Raw genomic sequence first — 21291 nt, 5'->3', positions numbered from 1 at the left:
AAATGCGCCCCGTCAACTGACAAGGCGCAGTAAGCCCAAGGGGCCATATGATTCGTTTTGCGCACCTTATCGGTCTCTCTGTACCGCTCTTAAAGGCTTTTTGGAAGTATACGCCTATATGCATAGATGTGCCGAGTTCATGCGTACACGTTCATAGAACGTCTAGATTATGCAGAAAGGCACCGACCGCCCGAGGGCATGCCAGTGCCTTTCCCATGCGTATGCTGAGCGCTCGCACGCGACGAGCAACCTGCGCTTGCGCTATTCCACGATGACGCCGTCGCGCAACGTGGGCACGCCGCCCACGAACACGTCGGTAGCGCGGCCCGTGAGCGTAGCGCCGATGAAGCCGGAGTTCTTCGCCTTACTGCAGAAGTCGTCCACGGAAACCGTCCATTCAACTTCAGGGTCGATGACCGTGAGGTCGGCCACGGAGCCTTCCTGAATGGTAACCGGGTCGACTTGGATGATGCTGCGCGGGTTCACGGCCATGAGCTGCACCATCTGGGCGTAATCCATAACGCCCGTGCGAACCAGCTGCGTGAGCACCAGGCCCAGCGAGGTTTCCAGGCCCGTCATGCCGAAGGCGGCAATGGCGAACTCGCAATCCTTTTCCCAGTCGGTGTGGGGCGCATGATCGGTGACGATGCAGTCGATGGTGCCATCGAGCACGCCGGCGGTTACGGCCAGACGGTCTTCCTCGGTGCGCAGAGGCGGATTCACCTTCAGGTACGTGTTATACGTATCGTCGATGGCGTCTTCGTTCAGGAACAGGTGATGCGGCGTGGCCTCGGCCGTAACGGGCAGGCCCTCGGCCTTCGCCTGGCGCACCAGATCAACACCGCGCGCGGTGGTGATGTGCTGGATGTGCAGCGGCGTGCCGGTAAGGCGACACAGGGCGATATCGCGCGCGATCTGCAGCTCTTCGCCTTCAGCCGGCCAGCCGAGCATGCCCAGGCGCGTGCTGCACACACCCTCGTTCACTACGCCGTCGCCCACCAGGTCTTCGTCCTGGCAGTGGGACATGACAACCTTGCCGAACTGGTTGGCGTAATCCATGACGCGGCGCATCATGCCCGCGCCCTGCACACCATGGCCGTCGTCGGTGAAGGCAACGGCGCCATGACGCACCATATCGCCCATTTCGGAGAGCGTCTCGCCCGCCAGGCCCTGCGTGCAGGAGCCCACCACGTGAACGCGGCACTTCCCCACCTTTTCGGCCATGCGCTGCACGTATTCAACCGTAATGGCATTGTCGATGGTGGGCTTGGTGTTGGGCATGCAAGCCACGGCGGTGAAGCCACCATGCGCAGCGGCGCGGGTGCCGCTGGCGATGTCTTCCTTCTGTTCCTGGCCTGGGTCGCGCAGATGCACGTGGATGTCTACCAGACCGGGCGTGACAACCTTGCCCGTGCAATCGATCTCTTCGGCGTTGGCAGCAGAAAGGCCCTTGCCCACCTGGGCAATCTTGCCGTCCTCAACAAGGATGTCGCAGACTTCGTCGAGTTCGACCTGCGGGTCGACTACGCGTGCGTTCTTAAGCAGAAAGGCCATTATCGCTCCCTCCCAACAGCAGGTACAGCGCAGCCATGCGCGTACAAATACCCGCGTACACCTGATCAAGAATGACCGAACGCTCGGGATGGTCGGCCATGTAGCTATCGAGTTCCACGCCACGATTGATGGGGCCAGGATGGCACACGATGGCGTCGGGCTTCATGAACTTCTCGCGCTCGCGCGTGAGCCCGAACAGCATGTTGTATTCACGCAGGCTGGGATACGGCGCACCCTCCAGACGCTCGCGCTGGATGCGCAGCATGTAGACCACGTCGAGTTCCGGCAGCGCCTCGTTCAGATTGGCCGTTACGTGGTCGGCGCCCAGCACGTCGGGACGCGCAGGAAGCAGCGTATTCGGGGCAATGACGGTGACTTCCGCACCCATGATCTTCAGCGCGGGGATAAGCGAACCGCATACGCGGCTGTGGCCGATGTCGCCCACGATACCCACGTGCAGCTTGTCGAGGCTGCCCTTGGCACGCCAGATGCTGAACAGGTCGAGCAGCGCCTGCGTAGGATGCTGGTGCTTGCCATCGCCGGCGTCGATGACGGCAGCGGGCGTATGCTGGCTGATGAGACGCGGCACGCCAGCGTGGCGGTCGCGTACGATGACCATGTCGATCTTGTAGGAGTCGAGCGTTTCCAACGTGTCGACCAGGCTTTCGCCCTTCACGACGGACGTGCTCTTGCCGCCAAAGTTCAAGACGTCGCACGACAGGCGCTTTTCGGCCAGCTCGAAGCTGGACTTGGTGCGCGTGGAGGGCTCGTTGAACATGTTCACAACGGTGACGCCCTTCAGCAGGGGCACCTTCTTGATCTTACGCTCGTTCACTTCCATGAACGTAACGGCGGTTTCCAGAATCTGCATGATGTCATCGGCGGAGTACTCCGTGATGTCGATGAGATGCTTATGGTTGAAGGCCATTACCTGCCACCTCCCAGCGGGGCGGAACCGGCGCGAGAGCCCGGTTCGATATCCAGAATGTCGACTTCGGATTTTCCGTCTACTTCTTCCAGGAACAGACGAACGTTCTCGTCGGAGGAAGAGGGCACGTTCTTGCCCACGAAGTCGGCGCGAATGGGAAGCTCGCGGTGACCGCGATCGACCAGGACGGCCAGCTGGACCGTCTTGGGACGACCCAGGTCCATGAGGGCGTCAAGCGCCGCGCGAATGGTGCGGCCCGTGTAGAGCACGTCGTCGACGAGGATGATGTCCTTGCCGTCGATGTTGAACGGGATGCGGGTCTCGTGAACCTCGGGAGCCAGATGCGTGAGATAGTCGTCGCGATAGAAACTAATGTCGAGGTGACCGAAGGGAACTTCCACCCCCTCGATTTCCTGAATCTTGCTCACCAGCTTCTTCGCCAGCAGGTCTCCCCTGGTGACGATGCCAACAAGTGCGATGCTCTGCGCGCCATGATTGGCTTCCAGAATCTGGTGGGCGATACGCGTAAGGGATCGCTCGATTTCCGTGCCATCCATGCACACGGATTTCACTTGCGCATTTCCGCTCATACACACTCCTTTCGAAGATGAGTGCGTACAAAGCGACCTGGTGCACCCGCCGCGCAACGCCCTTTCGGGTTTGCGGGCGCATCTTGCCTGCCAGAAGGCATAAAAATAACCTTCGTCGACAGACAAAGGCTTACGATTGCAGTTCTGCTTGTAGTACGTTTGCAGCTTGCAAGCCTTGTCGGTCTCTCTGTACCGCTTTTAAAGGACGAAGTCATTGTACGTGCGGGCGCATCGGCGCGCAACCCCCTTCATAAAATCGGAGAGACGGACGCCGAAGCATCCGTCTCTCCTTTGGCAACACACATGGAATTGCAACTGCTCGACGCTAAGCCGCCCTCGTTAGGAAAGGCGCGCGCCCGCATCCTTGGCGGCCTGGGCCTTGTCGAAGTTGCCGCCCGTTGCGGCATTCAACGCACCCATGACCTTGCCCATGTCGCGCTTCGTTTCGGCGCCCAGCTCGGCAATGGTCTTTTCCACCAGGGCGGTAAGCTCCTCACCAGCAAGCTGTGCGGGAAGCAGATCGTTCAGGATTTCCACCTGACGCTGCAGGTTCTTCGTACGCTCTTCGTCGGTGCCCGCCTTCTGCGAGCCTTCCAGCGTTTCGCTCGTCTGTTTGATGAGACGCTTGACCATGGCGGTTACGTCTTCATCGGTAACGTCGCGGCGCTCGTTCACCTCAATGTCCTTCAGCTCGCCATGAACCTGACGAAGAATGGACAGACGCACCTTGTCGCGGGCGCGCATGGCATCTTTAATCTGGTCTTTCAGCTCATCGTAGGTCATAGGGCAACTCCTTCGAAGTAATGTTCCTTGCCATCAATAGTAGACCCGAACAGCACATGCGAGCCGCATTTTCGCGCGAATCGCATATACGCGCAGACTGCAAACGAAAAGCGGCCCGCCGAAATCGACGGGCCGCAAAGCAAACCGATTGAAGTCGTAGCCTAGAGCGACATGCCCAGGGCAAGCGCCTTCTGGTTCGGGGCGAGCAGCTTCTGCTTACGCGGCGGAATAACCTTGGTAAGCGCTTCCTCGATGCTCTCCTTCTTGCAGAACTGCGTTTCCGCAAACAGCTTGCCCGTGAGAATGACGTTCGAAAGCGTCTTGAAGCCATTCTCTTCCGCCAGCTGGGTGCTGGGGATGGGGAAAATGCGCACATCGTCGCGCTGCGGAATATCGGGCACCAACGTGGTATCCACCAGAACCAAACCGCCGGGGACAACCGCGTCGATGAACTTGTAGACGCTAGGCTGGTTCATGGCAACCAGAACATCGGGCTCGGTTACGAGCGGGCTGCCAATGGGTTCATCGGAAAGGCACACGCTGCAGTTCGCCGTGCCGCCGCGCATTTCGGGGCCGTAGCTTGGCAGCCAGGAAATCTCGCGACCTTCGATAAGGCCCGCCTGCGCAATGATCTTGCCCGCGAAGAGCAGACCCTGTCCACCAAAGCCCGCCAGGATGATATTCAGATCCTTCGCCATGGATTACGCCTCCTTCTGCGCGATGGGGCATTCCGCCGCGCGTGCCGCGGCGGCCTCGCGGATGCTGGGGTAGCCATCGGCGACAACATCCTTGTACACGCCCAACGGATAGTACGGCAGCATGTTCTCGCGCATCCACTCGAAGGACTCCTGAGGCGTAAGACCCCAGTTCGTGGAGCAGGTGCCCACGATTTCGATGAGCGTGTAGCCGCGACCCTCCATCTGATAGGTAAACGCCTTCTCGATGGCCTTCTTGGCCTTGCGCACGTGAGCCGGCGTATCGACCGTAACGCGTTCCAGATACGCAACGCCGTCGAGGTCCTTCAGCAGCTCGCACACGCGAATGGGATAGCCCGCGGTGCTCACGTCGCGACCATAGGGAGACGTCTGCGTAATCTGGTTCGGCAAGCTGGTAGGAGCCATCTGACCACCCGTCATGCCATAGATGGCGTTGTTGTAGAAGATGACCGTGATGTTCTCGCCACGCGTTGCGGCATGCACCGTTTCCGCCATGCCAATGCTGGCCAGATCGCCGTCACCCTGGTAGCTGAATACCAGGTTGCCGGGATGCACGCGCTTCACGGCGGTGGCCACCGCGGGAGCGCGACCATGCGCAGCTTCGATCATGTCGCAGCCGAAGTAGTCGTAGGCCATAACGGAGCAGCCAACGGGCGCCACGCCCACGGCCTTGCCCTCGAGATCCATTTTGTCCATAGCTTCCGCAACCAGGCGATGCACGATGCCATGTGGACAGCCGGGGCAATAGTGGAACGGAACGGGCAGCAGCGACTTCGGTCGCTGGAACATGATTTTCTTTTCTTGCGTCATACCTATTCACCTGCCTGTTCGGCCATCTTGCGGATGGCATCGAGCACTTCCGCGGGGGAAGGAATCATGCCGCCCGTACGACCGAAGAACGAAACGGGACGAGCGTCGTGGATGGCAAGGCGCACGTCATCGACCATCTGGCCCATGGACATTTCCACCGACAGATAGGCCTTGGCCTGGCTAACCGTGGCGGCAAGAGCGTCGTTGGGGAACGGCCAGAGCGTGATGGGGCGAAGCAGACCAACCTTGATGCCTTCCGCGCGCGCCTTGGTAACGGCGGAGCGGGCAATACGAGCGCTGGCACCAAAGGCCACGACCACGTATTCGGCGTCTTCCAGCATGAAGCCCTCGCTGCGCTGCTCGGTCTGCTCGACCTTCTCGTAGCGCTTGTAGCGTTCGATGAGCTTGTCTTCCAGCTGGTCGGGCTGCAGGTACAGCGAATTGGCCACATTGTGGGGGCGCTTGCCGCCGTGACCGCAGGTAGCCCACGGCTTTTCGGGGAGTTCCGTCTTTTCGGGCGGAAGCACTACGGGCTCCATCATCTGGCCCAGCAGGCCGTCGGCCAAAATGACCACGGGCATGAGGTATTCATCGGCCTTGTCGAAGGCAAGGTAAACCAGGTCGGCCATTTCCTGCACGGTGCAGGGAGCGAACACGATATGACGCGAATCGCCATGACCCATGGCGCGCGTGGCCTGCCAATAGTCTTGCTGGGAAGGCTGAATGGAGCCCAGGCCCGGGCCGCCACGCTCGACGTTGATGATGACGCCCGGAAGGTCGGCGCCGGCCATGTAGGAAATACCCTCGGCCTTCAGGGAAACGCCCGGCGAAGAGGACGACGTCATGCAGCGCGCGCCAGCGGCAGAAGCGCCATAGAGCATGTTGATGGCGGCAACTTCGCTTTCGGCCTGCAGGAACGTGCCGCCGATCTTCGGCATCGTCTTGCTCATGTACGCCGCGATTTCCGTCTGGGGCGTGATGGGGTAACCGAAGTAGAAACGGCATCCCGCACGCACGGCGGCTGCGGCAAGGGCCTCGTTGCCCTTCATAAGTACTTTCTCAGCCATACCTAGAACCTCTCGACCGTAATTGCCACATCGGGGCACATCGTGGCACACGAGCAACACGCAGTGCAGCGCTCCTCGTCTACCAAATGCGCGGGATGATAGCCCTTTGCGTTAATGCGCTCGGTATCGAGCTCGACAATGCCCAGAGGGCACGCATCGACGCACAGGCCACACCCCTTGCAATACGTCTCGTCTACGATAATTCGCGACATAAGCTTCTCCTTCTATGTTCAGCCCCGATGCGCAACCCGGGGCACGTAACCAACTATTCGGCGTCCCACGGAGTGCGGACGTACTTGCGCACCACGTAGTCGCCGGGAAGCGGCACCACGCCTTCGGGGCGATACCCCGAGGCAACACAGGCCAGCGGAACCGTATGCACCACCACGGGCAGCCCCACCAGACGGCCAACCTCTTCGGCGAAGACGCGACCGCGTTCGACCACCTGACTCGACGTTTCCGCGGACAGATGCGTGTTGTTCACCACGCCCGTTGCCGCAAGGCGGCAGGCAGCCTGGATTTCGGGCAGGATGGCAGCGGCATCGGCGGGTTCGGGCGTGCCCTCGCGCATGGCGTTCACCACGTACAGGAAGGCATACGAGCCCCGCTTGAGCGCAGCCGAAAAGCGACCGAGCGCCGTGGCGCCTGCGTCGTCGCCACCGACATCCAAGATGAGCAGGCGATTCTCGTCGGCATAGGCGGCTTCGATGGCGGAAGACACGCGCCCCGAAAGAGCTGGCGTGTCGAGGGCCGTGCCCCCAAACGTAGGGGCGATGAGCGAAACCCCGGCGGCTTCGAGCACGTCGGCGTACTCGCACGAGCGGAAATAAGGGTTCACGACGTCCAGATCGGCCACCGTGACTTCCCTGCCAGCCCGCGCCGCATCGACGGCGAAGTTCAGGGCGAAGTTCGTCTTCCCCACCCCGTAATGGCCACACACCACCACGACTTGCCCCAGCTCGAGCAGGGATTGCGGCAAGGGCGAAGAGGGTTGGTATGTTGCTTCGGGTTCATCCATGCATCCCATTCAAGCATGAAAGATGCAGATTGCAAGGAGGTGACGGCCGATTTCCTCATAATCACTATCGCGCACTAAAGTAAGTGAGTATAGTACCATGCAGTGATTGGCCCAAAGGGGTATAGTCTGCATAAACGATTGCGATGAAAAGGAGGAAAGCTAATCATGGACGTCAGCACGCAAGAGGTTGCGAACCGAATTAAGGCCCTGCGCGAAGACATGGGTTTCTCCATGCAGGAAATGGCCGAAAGCACCGGCCGCACGCTTTCCGAATACACCGCACAGGAATCGGGCGAGGAAGACCTTTCGTTCACGTTCCTGTCGAAGTGCGCCGCGAAGCTCGGCGTCGACGTAATCGAGCTGCTTACGGGCGAAAACCCGCACCTTTCCGGCTACTCTCTGGTACGAGCGGGCGACGGGCTTCCCATCAACCGCCGTGCGGGATTCCAGTATCTGCACAAGGCGCCGTTTTTGCGCGACAAGCTATGCGAGCCCTTCCTGGTAACCATCCCCTACCTGGAAGAACAGCAGGATCAGCCCATTCACCTGTCCTACCACAAGGGGCAGGAGCTCGATTTCATCATCAGCGGCTCCATGAAGTTCCGCTACGAAGACCACATCGAGGAAGTGTCGGTGGGCGACACGCTCCTCTACGATTCGGGCCGCGGGCACGGCATGATCGCCACGGGAGGCGAGGATTGCGTGTTCATGGCCATCGTGATGAAGCCCGCGGGTTCGAGCATTAGCTAGGCGTTACTCCCCTGCGAGTAGCGCCGTAACGCCATTCATCTGCTCGAACAATCACGCGGGAAACCGCATCACACAAGGAAGAAGACATGCGAAACATACATCAGCGATACGTTGAGGAATCTTACGACGAAGCGGGCGTGCTCACGCGCTTCCGCGCCAACTACCCCGATAGCTTCAACTTCGGATACGACGTCGTAGACGATATCGCGCAAGCCGAACCCGAGCGCCCCGCCATGATCTGGGCGAATCCCGAAGGCGAAGAACACCGCTTCACGTTCGGCGACATGAAAACCTGGAGCGACAAGACGGCCAACGCGCTGGCCGCTGCGGGAATCGGCCGCGGTGACATGGTAATGGTCATCGTGCGTCGCCACTATCAGTTCTGGTTCATCGCCACGGCCCTACACAAGCTGGGCGCCGTTATGGTTCCCGCTACGTTCATGCTGAAGGAGCACGACCTCACGTACCGCATTCAGAGCGCCGACGTGAAGGCCATCATCTGCTCCAACTGCGGCGATATCGCCCAGATCGTAGACAACGTACACGCCGAATGCCCCACTCTGCAGGCCAAGTTCCTGGTGAACGCCGCAGGTGGCGGGCTCATGGCACCCGAAGACGTACAGGCGGCGGGCTACGGCGCCGCGCTCTCTGGCCCCGCGGGCATCTGCGCTACGAGCGTGCAGCGCGAAGGCTGGATCGACTTCAACACCGTCGTACGCGAGGCAAGCGATCAATTCGAGCGCCGCGAAACCAGCGCCGCCGACCCCATGCTCATGTACTTTTCCAGCGGCACCTCGGGCAACCCGAAGATGGTGCTGCACAACAGCGGCTATGCTGTGGCGCATACCGTTACCGCCAAGCATTGGCACAACGTGGTAAGCGACGGCGGCCTGCACTTCACCATCGCCGACACCGGCTGGGGCAAGGCCGTTTGGGGCAAGTACTATGGCCAGTGGCTCATGGAAGCCTGCGTGCTCACCTACGACTTCGACCGCTTCCACGCCAGCGAGATCCTGGATCTCATCGCGAAGTACCAGGTAACCACGCTCTGCTGCCCGCCCACCATGTACCGCATGTTCATGGAAGCAGGCATCGACGACCACGACCTCTCCAGCCTCACGTACTGCACCACCGCCGGCGAAGCCCTGAACCCCGACCTGTTCGAGTTCTGGAAGAAGCACACGGGACTTACGATTTACGAGGGCTTCGGCCAAACGGAAACGCCGCTTACCGTGGCCAACCTGCGTGGCATGACGCCGCGCCCCGGTTCCATGGGCCGCCCCGTTCCGCAGTACGTCATGGAGGTGCACAACCCCGACGACACGAAGTGCGCCCCCGGTCAGACGGGCGAGATCTGCATCAAGGCCGACGAGAACACCCACGGCATCCTGATGGAGTACTATCGCAACCCCGAAAAGACGGCCGAGGCCATCCACGACGGCTGGTACCACACGGGCGACACGGCCTGGGAAGACGAGGACGGCTACCTGTGGTACGTCGGCCGCAACGACGACGTCATCAAGAGTAGCGGCTACCGCATCGGGCCCTTCGAAATCGAGAGCGTCATGCTGGAACACGAAGCGGTGCGCGAAGTTGCCGTTACGGGCGTACCCGACCCGCTGCGCGGCTTCGCCGTGAAGGCCACGGTAGTGCTGGCGCCTGGGTTCAAGGGCACCGACCAGCTTACGAAGGACCTGCAGACGTGGGTAAAGCGCAAGACGGCGCCCTACAAGTACCCCCGCATCATCGACTACGTGGAAGAATTGCCGAAGACGGTCAACGGCAAGATTCGCCGCGTTGCCATCCGCAAGGAAGACGAGGCCAAGGCTCACCTGCCCCAGGAACACGACAAGAAAGACGGCCTGGTATAACGCCTCGCTACAGAGCACATGCAGCCGCCCGCGATCGATTCGCGGGCGGTTTTTTATTGGCCGAAGCCGGGGAAGCGCAAACGAAAACGAGCCCGCAGCAGGCGCTACGGGCTCGTTGAAGGCATGCGTTATGCGTGAGCTACTGCACGCGCATGAACAACGCCGCAAAGTGGGCGTCGGTGCCCGCTGCGGTAAGCGGGCTCTTGAAGAACAGGCCACGGGCCTTGTTGGCGTCTTCGGGATCCCAGGGAACCAAGCGGAATCCCTTGCCCTGATCGGATTCCAGGAACGCCTTCACGACCTGCTCGTTTTCCTGCGCGAGCACCGTGCAGGTGGCGTAGGCAAGGCGACCTCCCACCTTCACGCGGGTGGACGCCTCGGAAAGCATCTGAAGCTGCAGTTCGGAAAGGGCGCGCACATCGGCGGGACGCAGGCGCCAGCGTATTTCGGGATGACGACGCAGCGTACCCACGCCCGAGCAGGGAGCGTCGAGGAAGACGCCATCGTAGAGCATCTTGCCCAGGGCGGAAAGATCGCGCGCATCGAGCGTGCGGACTCCTTCCAGCTCGACCCCGAACTGCTGGGCGCGCTTACGCAGCAAATCGGCCTTGAAGCCGTGATTGTCGATGGCAGTGAGCTGCATCTGCTTGCCCCACATGCGATGAGCATGCGCCTGGATGAGGATGGTCTTCGTGCCGCGGCCCGAACCGATTTCCAGGAACGTGCCAGGCTGCTCCGGCAGCACGCGCGACGCGATGACCTGGGCAGCAGCGTCGCTTACCAGCAAGCCGCCTTCCCTGAACAGGTACTGCGCGGCGTGTGCGGCGACGGCCGTGCTGGGCGCGTGGTAGCACCCGGGAACGGCATGCGAGGCAACGGTGACGCTCTCGAGCGTAACGCCCTCGCGCGCAAACGTGCGCTTCACGCGGTCTTCGTCGACCTTCAGGCCCGGCACGGCGAAGAACACGGGGGCAGGATGATTCGAAGCCTTCATGAACACGTCGGCGCCATGGCGACCCAGCTGGGCGATGAGCTGCTCAGCAAGCCACGCGGGAAAGCCATGCTTGCGCCCCAGCGCAGCGTCGTCGGTATGCGGATTCGCGAACGGGAAATCGAGCTTGGCACGCACGATCTTGCGCAACACGGCGTTTGCCAAGCGCGCAGCCTTGGGCTGCACATGGCGAACGAGCTCTACGCCCTGGTCGACCACGGCGTGAGCGTCTTTGCCCAGGAAGATGACCTCGTACGTGCTGATGCGCAGCGCATCACGCACGTCGTCCTGCACGTCGCGAGGCGTGTTCAGGCAGCGATTGATGACCTCGTCGAGCGTGCCCCACGTGGCCACAACGCCCAGCACGAGCACGCGCGCAAAGCCCGCGTCGGACGCAGAAAGCTTGGCGTCGCGCAGATACGCCGTAAGCACATCGGACGCAAACGCCTGGCGCTGGCGCACCGTAGCGCACACCTCTACCGCCGCACGACGGGCGGGGGAAAGTTTAGCCATCGATAGCCTCCCAGGTGATAAGGCCGCTCTTGACGTTCTGGATGCCCATGGCGAAATCGCGGCCCGACATGGAGTGCTTGCCCGCGGGGCGCACTTCGATGACCTTCAGCGGGCGATCGGCGCAGCCAATGTAGAGCTCTTTCTGGAACAGCATGACGCGGCCCTTCGCGAGCTTCATCTTGTCGCAGTTCAGGCGGCTGGCTTCGCGCTCGGCCGCGATGATGGTGACCTGGCGCGAGGCGATGACACAGCGAGCGGGATGCGGCGCAGAGGAAGCCTGCACCTTCTTGGCGGCGTCGGCCGCCTTGTCGGTGGGTGCCAGGTAGAACTCGTGCTTTTCCACCTTCGGAGCGTACGTGGCGAAGAAATCGTCCTGCTTCTTCCACTCGATATGGCCGCCATCCTCGAGAACGGCAAGCGTGGTAAGCAGCGCCTGGGAACCCAGGTCGGAAAGCTCGCGCGTGAGCTCGGTGGCGTTCTTGGAGCCGATGTCGGTGGTGCGCACGACGCCGTAATCGCCCGTGTCGAGGCCTTCCTCCATGCGCATGATGCACACGCCAGCCTGCTCGTCGCCCGCCAGGATGGCGCGCTCGATGGGAGCAGCGCCTCGCCAGTGCGGCAGCAGGGAGGCATGCACGTTCAGGCAGCCATGAGGCGGCGTGTCGAGCACGCGCTTGGGCAGGATGGCACCATACGCCGCAACGCAGATGACATCGGGGGCAAGCGCGGCAATTTCGCGTTGGGTGGCGGCATCGCGCAGGTTACGCGGCGTGAACACCGGAATGTTGTGCTGCACCGCAACCTGCTTCACCGGGCTGAAGACGAGCTTCTTGCCACGACCGCGCACGGCGTCGGGACGGGTGTACACGCCCACGACTTCGTGCTGCTGAATAAGGTTTTCCAGAATGGTGGCCGCATACGCGGGCGTGCCCATGAATAAAATTCTCATGCGCGCTTCCTAGTTGATAGCAGTCTGACCGGGCCTGGCACCAGCGGCGATGGCGGCATCGTAGTCACGCAGCGCCTTGATGCGAGCAATGGGATCGCAGCTTTCGAACAGCGTCTTGCCATCGAGGTGGTCGATCTCGTGCTGCAGGCAACGACCAAGCAGGCCATCGCCGGCGATTTCGCACTCGTTGCCGTCGACGTCGTAGTAGCGCACGCGGGCATACGGCGGACGCTTGACCGGCACGGAGATGCCCGGCAGGGAAAGGCAGCCCTCTTCCGCTACTTCGGGCTCGCCCGCGGTTTCCACGATAACGGGATTCACGAGCGTGATGGGATTCTGCGTTTCGCTTTCAGTGTCGCAATCGATGACGATGATGCGCTTGAGCACGCCCACCTGCGGGGCGGCCAGGCCGCAGCCATCATTGTTGTACATGGTGCGCGCCATGCGCTTGGAAAGGCGCTTCAGGCTGGGATCGCCCGGTTCGCACTCTTCCGCACGCTGACGAAGCATGGGGTCGGGCGACAATACGATTTTCATGGTTACTCCTCTATGCAAAGCACGCGCGCAATGGCATGCGCGCAGATATATTCGGTTATCCATTCTAGCGAGCGCGCGTACACACGGGGGAAACACGTGCGTAACGGCGCGAAAACACCATGCGAATAGGCGCAATGAGGCGCACGCATGCAAAGCGCTGGAAAGGCGATGCCCTACTGACCGGTGCGACGGCGAGAACGGCGCTCGGCAAGCTCGTGCTGAAGAGCGGAAACCGTTTCGAAAAGCAGCTCGGATTCCTCCTCGGAAAGCGCTTCGGGATGCGAGAGCTGCGCGCGGTACGTTTCGATCTGGCTGGCCAAGTCGCCCGTGGCCAGGATCTCGGAAAGGAAGCTGGCGTAGGCGTTGAAATCGTCACCTGCGGACGCATCGCTTTCGCGCTCCACGAGCAAACGCGACGCCTCGGGATACTGCGAGGTAATGCGCGCAGCAAGTTCGGCGGGCGTAAGCTGCGGGTTTTCGGCAATGGCGGCAAGCAGCTCGTCGGCAGCCTGCGCATGCAGAGGCACGTGCCACGCTACCTGGGCCAGCGACGCCGCATAGGGCATCACGAGCTCGGGATGATGCGCGCATACGCCAATGAACTCTGCCTCGTAGCGACGGCGGTTGCGCTCGTACACGGAAAGCTCCACGGGGGCCGGCATGGGCTCGGAGGCAGACGCAGGGCCCGACTCGTACGCCTCGAAGGGAACGTACTCGTCATAGGGCACGTATTCGGGGTCTTCGGGCGCAGAGGGCACGGGTGCCCCAGAACGCGAAGCAGCCTGAGGCTTGCCCTTGCCCTTCGCCGCCGCGTAGTTGCCATTGCGGGAATAATCGCGCCTGGTAGGCGGCGTAAGGCGCTTCAGACGCTCGATGGCGTCGCTTTCGCGCACGTGCAGGCGCCCGGCAATATCGACCGCGTATTCCGTAGCCAGAAGCGAATCCTTGATGGGAGCCAGCAGCGCGATGGCGTCGGCAAAAGCAGCCGTGCGACCTTCCGCCGTACTCGTATCGAAGCGCGCGATGTGGCGGTCGATGCCGAAGGCGATGAGCGGCTTGGCGGCATCGAGTTCGGCCTGCAGGGCCTCCACGCCGCGCTGATTTACGAAATCGGCCGGATCCAGATTATCGGGAAGCGTACATGCCAGAAGCTCCACCTGGTGCTTTCCCGCTTCGGGAGTCATGGACTCGTCGATGAAGCCCAACGCGCGGTCGGTGGCGCGCTGGCCCGCCTCGTCGCCATCGAACAGGTAGATGACGCGCTTGCCCGCATGGCGTGAGAGCACGCGAATATGCTGCGTGGTAAGCGCCGTGCCCAGGGTGGCCACGGCATTGGTAACGCCCGATTCGTGCAGGGCGATGACATCGGTATAGCCTTCAACCACGATGGCCGTACCAGTAGAGGTCATGCGCGACTTCGCCTTGTCCAGGCCAAAGAGCACGTTCGACTTGTGGAACAGCGGCGTGTCGTTCGTGTTCAGGTACTTCGGCTCGCCCTTCCCCACCACGCGACCGCCAAAGGCAATGCACTGGCCCGATTCGTCGTGAATGGGAAACATGATGCGGTTGAAGAAGCGGTCGCGCGGGCGCGAGCCGTCGTACTGCACGACCACGTTCGCGTCGATCATTTCCTTGATGGAATACCCGCGGGAACGCAGATGAGCGATGAGCGCACCACGGCCCGGAGCGAAACCAAGGTTCCAATCCTTCGGCACGGAACCGCCCAGGTTGCGCCCGCCCAGATAGGCGCGCGCGGCGTCAGCCTCGGGGCTCTTCAGGCGCATGAGCTGGGAATGATAGAAATCGCGCGTGTCGTTGCATACGCCACGCAAACGCTCCTTGTAGCTACGCGGAATGCTGGGGCCGCCCGATTCCTTGATTTCGATGCCTGCCCGTTCCGCCAAGCGGCGCACGGCGTCGGGGAATTCGATGCCCTCGGTCTTCATGACGTACGTGAACACGTCGCCATGTTCGTGGCAACCAAAGCAGTAGTATTGCTGGGTATTGGGGTCGACCTTGCAAGAAGGCGATTTCTCTTCGTGGAAGGGACAGCAACACCAAAAATCGCGCCCCTTCTGCCGCATGACCGAGCGTTCCGAGAATAAGGCTACGATATCGGTAGCGGCACGAACCCGTTCCTTATCCTCGTCGCTGATGCCAGCCAATGCGATCCTTCCCCTTCTAATGCAGAATCATGTTATCGCGAACCCATTGAATATTGCCCATAACCGTTGAGATGAGCTCTTCGGTGGAAGAGAACTTCATCATGGGCCGTAGCCAATGATGATACTCCACCCAAATGCGTTGGCCATATAAATCGCCGTCGAAATCGAGCAAATGTACCTCGCAGTTGGCGGTGGACTCGTCTTTGAATACGGGGCTCACGCCCGACGAGATAGCCGCCTTGTACGGCACGCCGTCGACGCGCGCGATACCCGCGTACACGCCATCGGCGATGACCTTCTGCTGCGGCGGCACAAGCAGATTCGCCGTGCGAAAGCCGAAGTCACGGCCATCCTGGCGACCCGCAAACACCTTCTCGTGAATAGCGTACGGACGCCCGAGCAGGCGATTCGCCATGTTGATTTCGCCATTGGCAAGCAAGCCGCGAATGCGCGTGGCCGAAATGGGGCGCCCATCGGAAGACACCAGATGATGCGCATGGATGGTGGTTCCCGAGTGCTCGGCCCATTCCTGCAGGTCGGACACATGACCTGCGGCCTTCGCGCCAAAGGCGAAATCGGAACCCACATGCAAAAACGCGGGAACGTGGCCGCCAAACGTAGACTGCAGGAACTGAAGCGGCTCGTTCGCAGCGAACTCGCGCGTAAACGGCAGCGCGCACACTGCGTCGACGCCGGAATCGGCCAAGGCGTCCAGGCGATCCTCGTTGGACAGGAGTTTCTTCAGGCCCGCGGGATCGAAGATCTCGTCGGGGTCGATGTCAAACGTGAGGGCAATGGAACGTCCGCCGCTCTGGGCAGCCGATTCGATAGCCGCATCAAGTAGATAGCGATGCCCCGTATGCACGCCATCGAACACGCCAAACGCACACGAAGCGCCATCGAAGAGCGAATAATCGAACGAATCGTCGACCCTATATATCGGAGCCACGTTTCACCCCCACCGCAAAGCCGCAACACGATTTCAGGGAATCGCTTGCAGCGTCGTACGAATACATGGCCTTGAGCGTATCGCCGACGACGATGCATACTTCCTCACCGTCGAACAGCGGCCCATCGGCCGGATGCACACCGCTCGTGCACCCGCAAAGCGCCATCTGCTGACGCACCTTGGTATCGTAGGCAAAGAGCGGCAGGTCCGCAACAGGAAGAGGACGCCCGCATTCGACATCGCGCTGCAGAGAGCCGCGCGCGAACACGAACCGACGCTCCATGAGCTTCACCGGATCGAGCAGGCTTCCAAACGGGTCGCGCTCGAGCGCCTCGAGCGAAACGCACGATTCCACGTCGAGCAAACCCGTGCACGTTCGACGCAGGTAGCCAACATGGGCGCACGTACCCATGGAGGACCCCAGGTCGCGGGCTATGGAGCGAATGTACGTACCCGCGGAAACGCTGGCACGTACCTGCCACACGGGGACGTCCCCGCATAGCTCGAAACCAATGAGCTGGGCCTCGTAGATTTCAATATCACGCGGCTGCAATTCGATGATGTTGCCGCGACGCGCTTCCTCGTAGGCCTTCTTGCCATTCACCTTGATGGCGGAATACACGGGCGGAAGCTGCTTGTGCTTGCCCACCAGGCCCGCTACGACTTCGCGCGCATGCAGCTCGTCGTACGCCTGGCTAGGAACAGAAAGCGTCTTCGTGACCTGGCCTTCCGCGTCGTCGGTATCGGTTGCCGTACCAAAGACGACCGAGAACTCGTACGTCTTGTCGTGCGCGGTAAGGAATCGATCCAAGCGCGTGGCAGGGCCCACGCAGATGATGAGCGCACCAGTAGCCGCAGGGTCGAGCGTGCCCGTATGGCCAATGCGTCGCTCGCCGTAGATGCGGCGGCAACGATTTACGACATCGTGGGACGACATGCCCGCGGGCTTGTCGATGCCCACGACAAAGGAATACCCCGTAGAACTACGCTTAGCCATGGCGGGACCTACAGGGCGGCAAGCTCGGCGGCAACCGCTTCGCGCGCCTGCGCAAGCGTGCCATGGAACGTGAAGCCAGCAGCCGCACGATGGCCACCGCCACCAAGACGATTCGCAATGCTAGCAACGTCGGTATCGTCCTTCGCGCGCAGACTGCCGCGCACGCAATCTTCCTGCTCGCGCAGGATGCATGCCACGCGAATGCCACGCACGGAACGAAGAACGTTAATAAGGGGCTCGGCATCGGCCTTCACGGCGCCAAGCTCTTGGAAGTCGGAAAGGGTAAGGTAGCTGATTGCCGAAACGCCGTCTTCCGAAAGGGACATACGGCTGAGCATGACCTTCTGCAGCTCGAGCGAGGCAAGGCTGCGATTCTGGAAGACTTCGCGCGCGACCAAATCGGGACGCGCACCCGCTTCCACCATGCCAGCCGCCAGGCGAAGTGCCTGCGCGTTGGTATTCTGGAAGCTGAAGCCACCCGTATCGGTAACCAAGCCCGTGTAGCAGCACAGGGCCACTTCGGGCGTGAGCGGAGCACCCAGCAGCTCGACGAGCTGCCAGATGATCATGGAGCAGGATGGAGCCTGCGAATCGACGTAATACGCCTGGGAAAGCGGCGTCTTGAAGAGATGATGGTCGACTGTGACGGTATGGGAGGCACCGGCATGTAGAGCGGCGGCGTCTTCGCCCAACCGGGCGGCGGCGGGCACGTCGACCGTGACGAACGTGTCGAAGCTGCCCTGAAACTGGGATGCGGGAACCAATTCGGAAGCGCCCGGAAGGAAGCGCAGGCCGTAGTCAATGGGCTCGTCGTGAGCCAGCAGGCACGTAACCTGCTTGCCAAGGGAACGCAGCGCATGCGCCAGGCCCAGCTGCGAGCCAATGCAATCGCCATCGGGGCTAATATGGCCGCAGATGACGAGGCTCTGCGCTTCGAGCAGCGCAGACGCCACGCCTTCCAGGCTACCGAACTCGCTAGTCAACGCTTCCACCGCTCCTCTTGGCCTCGCGAAGCAGGGCGCTTTCGATGCGCTCGGCCTCGTCGACGCTAGCATCGAGGATGAAGCGCAGCTCGGGCGCAACGCGCCAGGACAGACGCTTCGCCATAAGCGAGCGAATGCGGCCCTTGGCGCCCTCGAACGCGGCGGCAACGCTTTCGTATTCCGAAGAGCTTGCCGTGTAGTACACGTTGCACACGCTGCGGTCGAAGCTGACTTCGCAGCCCGTAATGGTGACCAGCGACAGACGCGGGTCGGAGATGTCGAAGAGCAGCGCGCTGGCGATGACCTCGCGCGCTTGCTCGTTTACCTTGCGAGAAGAACTACCCTGCTTCATTACTCGGTACGCTCCACTTCCACCGTCTTGTAGCCTTCGATGGTGTCGCCCACCTTGATGTCCTGGTAGCCGTCGATGCCAATGCCGCATTCGTAGCCCGAACGCACGCTCTTGACGTCGTCCTTGAAGCGACGCAAGCTGGCGATGGTGCCTTCGTAGACAACCGTACCGTCACGCACGATGCGCACGCGGTCGTCGCGGCTGATCTCGCCTTCCATAACGTAGGCGCCGGCGATGGTGCCCACCTTGGGAACCTTAAACGTCTCGCGAACTTCCACGATGCCCGTGTCCTTTTCCACGATATCGGGCGAAAGCAGACCAACGCGAGCGGCGTTGATGTCTTCGATAGCCTGGTAGATAACGCGATACAGGCGAATGTCGACCTTTTCCTTTTCCGCCATCTGCTTGCTCTTGCCCATGGGGCGCACGTTGAAGCCGATGATGATGGCGTCGGAGGCGGCAGCCAGCGTGACGTCGGTCTCGGTGATGCCACCAACGGCAGCATGGATGATGTTGATCTTTACTTCCGACTGGTCCATCTTGTCGAAGGCGCCACGCAGGGCCTCGATGGAGCCGTCGACGTCGGCCTTCACAACCAGGTTCAGGTCGGTCGTCTTGCCTTCCTCGATACGGTTGAACAGGTCGTCCAGCGACATGTGGGAAGCTTCCTGCTGCTTCAGGCGCTTGCGCAGAGCGCGTTCCTCGGCCAGCTTGCGGGCGTCACGCTCGTCTTCGAACACGCGGAACTCGTCACCGGCAGTGGCAACGCTGTTCAGGCCCAGGATCTCGACCGGGTCGGCGGGATGCGCCTCGTCGCGATGCTCGCCACGCGGGTCGATGAGGGCGCGCACGCGGCCATAGCTGGTGCCGGCAACCACGGTGTCGCCGGGATGCAGCGTACCACGGGCAACAAGCACGGTGGCCACGGGACCACGGCCCTTGTCGAGCTTCGACTCGATGACGTAGCCACTGGCGTCGGCATTCGGGTTGGCCTTCAATTCCAGAACGTCGGCCTGGAGCAGAATGGTTTCCAGCAGGTCGTCGATATGCAGGCGCTTCTTGGCCGACACGTCGACGAACATGTTCTTGCCGCCCCATTCCTCGGGGATGATGCCATATTCGGTGAGCTCCTGACGCACGCGGTCGGGCGTGGCACCGGGCTTGTCGATCTTGTTCACGGCAACCACGATGGGCACGTCGGCGGCCTTGGCGTGGTTGATTGCCTCGACCGTCTGCGGCATGACGCCGTCGTCGGCGGCAACAACCAGAACGACAACGTCGGTGATGCTGGCGCCGCGGGCACGCATAGCGGTAAACGCCTCGTGACCAGGGGTGTCGATGAAGGTAACCTGACGGCCGTTGAGGTCGACCACCGAAGCGCCGATGGCCTGCGTGATGCCGCCAGCCTCGCGCTCGGCAACGCCCGTCTCGCGGATGGCATCGAGCAGGCTCGTCTTGCCGTGGTCGACGTGACCCATGACGGTAACTACCGGCGGACGCGGCTTCAGGTCTTCCTCGCTGTCGTTGTACACGACGGCGTATTCTTCCTCGGGGTTCACAACGCGCACCTTGCGGCCCATGTCATCGGAAATGAGCTCGATAAGATCGTCGGACATGCTCTGTGTGAGCGTGAGCACCTGGCCCAGCATGAACAGACGCTTGATGACGTCGTTGGGGGCAACGCCCAGCAGCTCGGCAAACTTCTGCACCGTAGCGCCCTGGGGAATCTCGATGACGGAATCGTCGAGCACCAGGCTGGGATCGAGGCCCTTCTGAATGGCTTCCATCTCGGCGCGCTCGCGGGCTTCCGCCTGACGCTTTTCCTTGCGCTTGCGGCGACGGCCCTCGCCCTCGTGGCTAGCAGCGGCAACGGCAGCACGTGCTTCGGAAAGCACCTTGTCACGCTGCAGCTTTTCGGCCTTTACCGCCATCTGAGCGTAGCGATCTTCACCGGATTCAACCTGCTGACCAGCCAATTCGGGTACATCGGGCTCGAAGGTGTGGCCGCTGTGGCGGCCCTTCTTGCCACGCGCGGGAGCATTGCCGCGAGCAGCCTTGGCACGGGCGGCAGCTTCCTGCTTGCTCTGCTGGAGACGCTGCTTTTCGCTTTCGATCTGAGAAAGCAGCGAATCGAAGCGGCTGGAGGTGGTGGGAACGGTACGAGCCGGAGCCTTGGGGGCAGCAGCCTGTTCCGCGGACTTGTGGGAAGACTTGCTGCGAGAGGCATGCAGACGCTGTTCCACGGCCTGCTTCTTCGCAACGTCGCGCTTAACGGCGGCCATGCGGGCACGGGCCTTGGCTTCGGCGGCCTCGCGCGCAACGCGCTCCTTCTCGGCGGCAATCTGCTCCGCCAGGTTCGCATAGGGCGAAGGCGGACGCTTCACTGCCGGAGCCTGGTCGGCTTGGGCCTCTTCGGCATCTTCTTCGGATTCTGCCGCCTGCTGCTTACGCTTGGCGCGCTCGGCTTCGCGCTGTGCGCGTTCCGCTTCCACAGCAGCACGACGCTCGGCCTCTTCCTCGGCCTTCTTGGCTTCGGCTTCGGCCTTTTCCTCGGCAAGCTTGCGAGCTTCCTCGTCGTCGATGATGCCCGCGCGCTCCTTCAGTTCGGGCGCAAGGTTCTTGCGAATCTTGTCGACGTAGGCATCGTTGAGAACGCTCGCGTGGCTCTTGGCCGGAATTTTCATTTCGGCGAGGCGATCGAGCAGTTCCTTACTGGTCATGTTCAGCTCTTTCGCCAGCTCATGTACGCGCATAATTGCCATTCGTTC

At 61.6% G+C, this 21291-nt stretch carries 20 protein-coding genes; 2 read left to right on the top strand and 18 right to left on the bottom strand.

Annotation, left to right across the window (positions count from 1 at the left end; genetic code table 11):
* Positions 1-261: 261 nt before the first annotated feature.
* From E7002_RS04665 to E7002_RS04625, 9 genes are all read right to left on the bottom strand, one after another.
* On the bottom strand, positions 262-1554 hold the full coding sequence (locus tag E7002_RS04665; RefSeq protein ID WP_303727698.1) for a dihydroorotase: 1293 nt from the start codon (positions 1552-1554) through the stop codon (positions 262-264).
* A complete protein-coding gene (locus E7002_RS04660; RefSeq protein WP_066662681.1) occupies positions 1538-2482 on the bottom strand; it encodes an aspartate carbamoyltransferase catalytic subunit in 945 nt (314 codons plus the stop codon). The genes E7002_RS04665 and E7002_RS04660 overlap by 17 nt, the downstream gene beginning before the upstream one ends.
* Positions 2482-3072, bottom strand: a complete 591-nt coding sequence (gene pyrR / locus E7002_RS04655) for a bifunctional pyr operon transcriptional regulator/uracil phosphoribosyltransferase PyrR (RefSeq protein WP_303727697.1) — start codon at positions 3070-3072, stop codon at positions 2482-2484. Before pyrR ends, E7002_RS04660 begins: the two co-directional genes overlap by 1 nt.
* A 339-nt stretch (positions 3073-3411) precedes the next feature.
* Entirely contained in the window at positions 3412-3855 is a 444-nt protein-coding gene (locus E7002_RS04650) for a GatB/YqeY domain-containing protein (RefSeq protein WP_303727696.1), read from the bottom strand.
* Positions 3856-4016: 161 nt separating this feature from the next.
* Positions 4017-4553 (bottom strand): 2-oxoacid:acceptor oxidoreductase family protein, encoded by a 537-nt coding sequence (locus E7002_RS04645; RefSeq protein ID WP_066662689.1) that lies wholly within the window; start codon positions 4551-4553, stop codon positions 4017-4019.
* 3 nt (positions 4554-4556) lie between these two features.
* A complete protein-coding gene (locus E7002_RS04640) occupies positions 4557-5381 on the bottom strand; it encodes a thiamine pyrophosphate-dependent enzyme (RefSeq protein WP_303727695.1) in 825 nt (274 codons plus the stop codon).
* 2 nt (positions 5382-5383) lie between these two features.
* Positions 5384-6448, bottom strand: a complete 1065-nt coding sequence (locus E7002_RS04635) for a 3-methyl-2-oxobutanoate dehydrogenase subunit VorB (RefSeq protein ID WP_303727694.1) — start codon at positions 6446-6448, stop codon at positions 5384-5386.
* Between the two features lie 2 nt (positions 6449-6450).
* Positions 6451-6660, bottom strand: a complete 210-nt coding sequence (locus tag E7002_RS04630; protein WP_066662693.1) for a 4Fe-4S binding protein — start codon at positions 6658-6660, stop codon at positions 6451-6453.
* A 53-nt stretch (positions 6661-6713) separates the two neighbouring features.
* Positions 6714-7466: a ParA family protein gene (locus E7002_RS04625; protein ID WP_303727693.1), complete on the bottom strand. Its 753-nt coding sequence runs from the start codon at positions 7464-7466 to the stop codon at positions 6714-6716.
* A 165-nt stretch (positions 7467-7631) separates the two neighbouring features.
* Here E7002_RS04625 and E7002_RS04620 point away from each other — a divergent pair, with 165 nt between their 5' ends.
* Both E7002_RS04620 and E7002_RS04615 read left to right on the top strand, forming a co-directional pair.
* On the top strand, positions 7632-8216 hold the full coding sequence (locus E7002_RS04620) for a helix-turn-helix domain-containing protein (RefSeq protein WP_303727692.1): 585 nt from the start codon (positions 7632-7634) through the stop codon (positions 8214-8216).
* An 86-nt stretch (positions 8217-8302) separates the two neighbouring features.
* Positions 8303-10087 carry an AMP-binding protein gene (locus E7002_RS04615; RefSeq protein ID WP_303727691.1) on the top strand — a complete coding sequence of 595 codons (1785 nt, stop codon included), beginning with the start codon at positions 8303-8305 and terminating at the stop codon, positions 10085-10087.
* A 139-nt stretch (positions 10088-10226) separates the two neighbouring features.
* Here E7002_RS04615 and E7002_RS04610 read toward each other — a convergent pair whose 3' ends face one another.
* The 9 genes from E7002_RS04610 to infB all read right to left on the bottom strand — a co-directional run bounded on the left by E7002_RS04610 (position 10227) and on the right by infB (position 21285).
* The gene (locus tag E7002_RS04610) at positions 10227-11591 is read right to left on the bottom strand and encodes an RsmB/NOP family class I SAM-dependent RNA methyltransferase (RefSeq protein WP_303727690.1); all 1365 of its coding nucleotides are present in this window, start codon (positions 11589-11591) and stop codon (positions 10227-10229) included.
* Complete coding sequence (fmt, locus tag E7002_RS04605) at positions 11584-12540, bottom strand: methionyl-tRNA formyltransferase (RefSeq protein ID WP_303727689.1); 957 nt, start codon at positions 12538-12540, stop codon at positions 11584-11586. Before fmt ends, E7002_RS04610 begins: the two co-directional genes overlap by 8 nt.
* 9 nt (positions 12541-12549) lie before the next feature.
* Positions 12550-13077 carry a peptide deformylase gene (gene def / locus E7002_RS04600; RefSeq protein WP_303727688.1) on the bottom strand — a complete coding sequence of 176 codons (528 nt, stop codon included), beginning with the start codon at positions 13075-13077 and terminating at the stop codon, positions 12550-12552.
* A gap of 173 nt (positions 13078-13250) precedes the next feature.
* A complete protein-coding gene (dnaG, locus tag E7002_RS04595) occupies positions 13251-15242 on the bottom strand; it encodes a DNA primase (RefSeq protein WP_303727687.1) in 1992 nt (663 codons plus the stop codon).
* 16 nt (positions 15243-15258) lie between these two features.
* Positions 15259-16191 (bottom strand): riboflavin biosynthesis protein RibF, encoded by a 933-nt coding sequence (gene ribF, locus E7002_RS04590; RefSeq protein ID WP_303727686.1) that lies wholly within the window; start codon positions 16189-16191, stop codon positions 15259-15261.
* Positions 16175-17188: a tRNA pseudouridine(55) synthase TruB gene (truB, locus tag E7002_RS04585; protein WP_303727685.1), complete on the bottom strand. Its 1014-nt coding sequence runs from the start codon at positions 17186-17188 to the stop codon at positions 16175-16177. Before truB ends, ribF begins: the two co-directional genes overlap by 17 nt.
* An 8-nt stretch (positions 17189-17196) precedes the next feature.
* A complete protein-coding gene (locus E7002_RS04580) occupies positions 17197-18171 on the bottom strand; it encodes a bifunctional oligoribonuclease/PAP phosphatase NrnA (RefSeq protein ID WP_303727684.1) in 975 nt (324 codons plus the stop codon).
* Complete coding sequence (gene rbfA / locus E7002_RS04575; RefSeq protein WP_303727683.1) at positions 18164-18523, bottom strand: 30S ribosome-binding factor RbfA; 360 nt, start codon at positions 18521-18523, stop codon at positions 18164-18166. The genes E7002_RS04580 and rbfA overlap by 8 nt, the downstream gene beginning before the upstream one ends.
* Positions 18523-21285 carry a translation initiation factor IF-2 gene (gene infB / locus E7002_RS04570; RefSeq protein ID WP_303727682.1) on the bottom strand — a complete coding sequence of 921 codons (2763 nt, stop codon included), beginning with the start codon at positions 21283-21285 and terminating at the stop codon, positions 18523-18525. The genes rbfA and infB overlap by 1 nt, the downstream gene beginning before the upstream one ends.
* Positions 21286-21291 lie beyond the last annotated feature (6 nt).

Origin of the sequence: Denitrobacterium detoxificans (genome assembly GCF_015062615.1) — a bacterium.
Classification (GTDB): Bacteria; Actinomycetota; Coriobacteriia; order Coriobacteriales; family Eggerthellaceae; genus Denitrobacterium; species Denitrobacterium detoxificans_A.
This window is presented reverse-complemented; position numbering and strand designations above follow the sequence as displayed.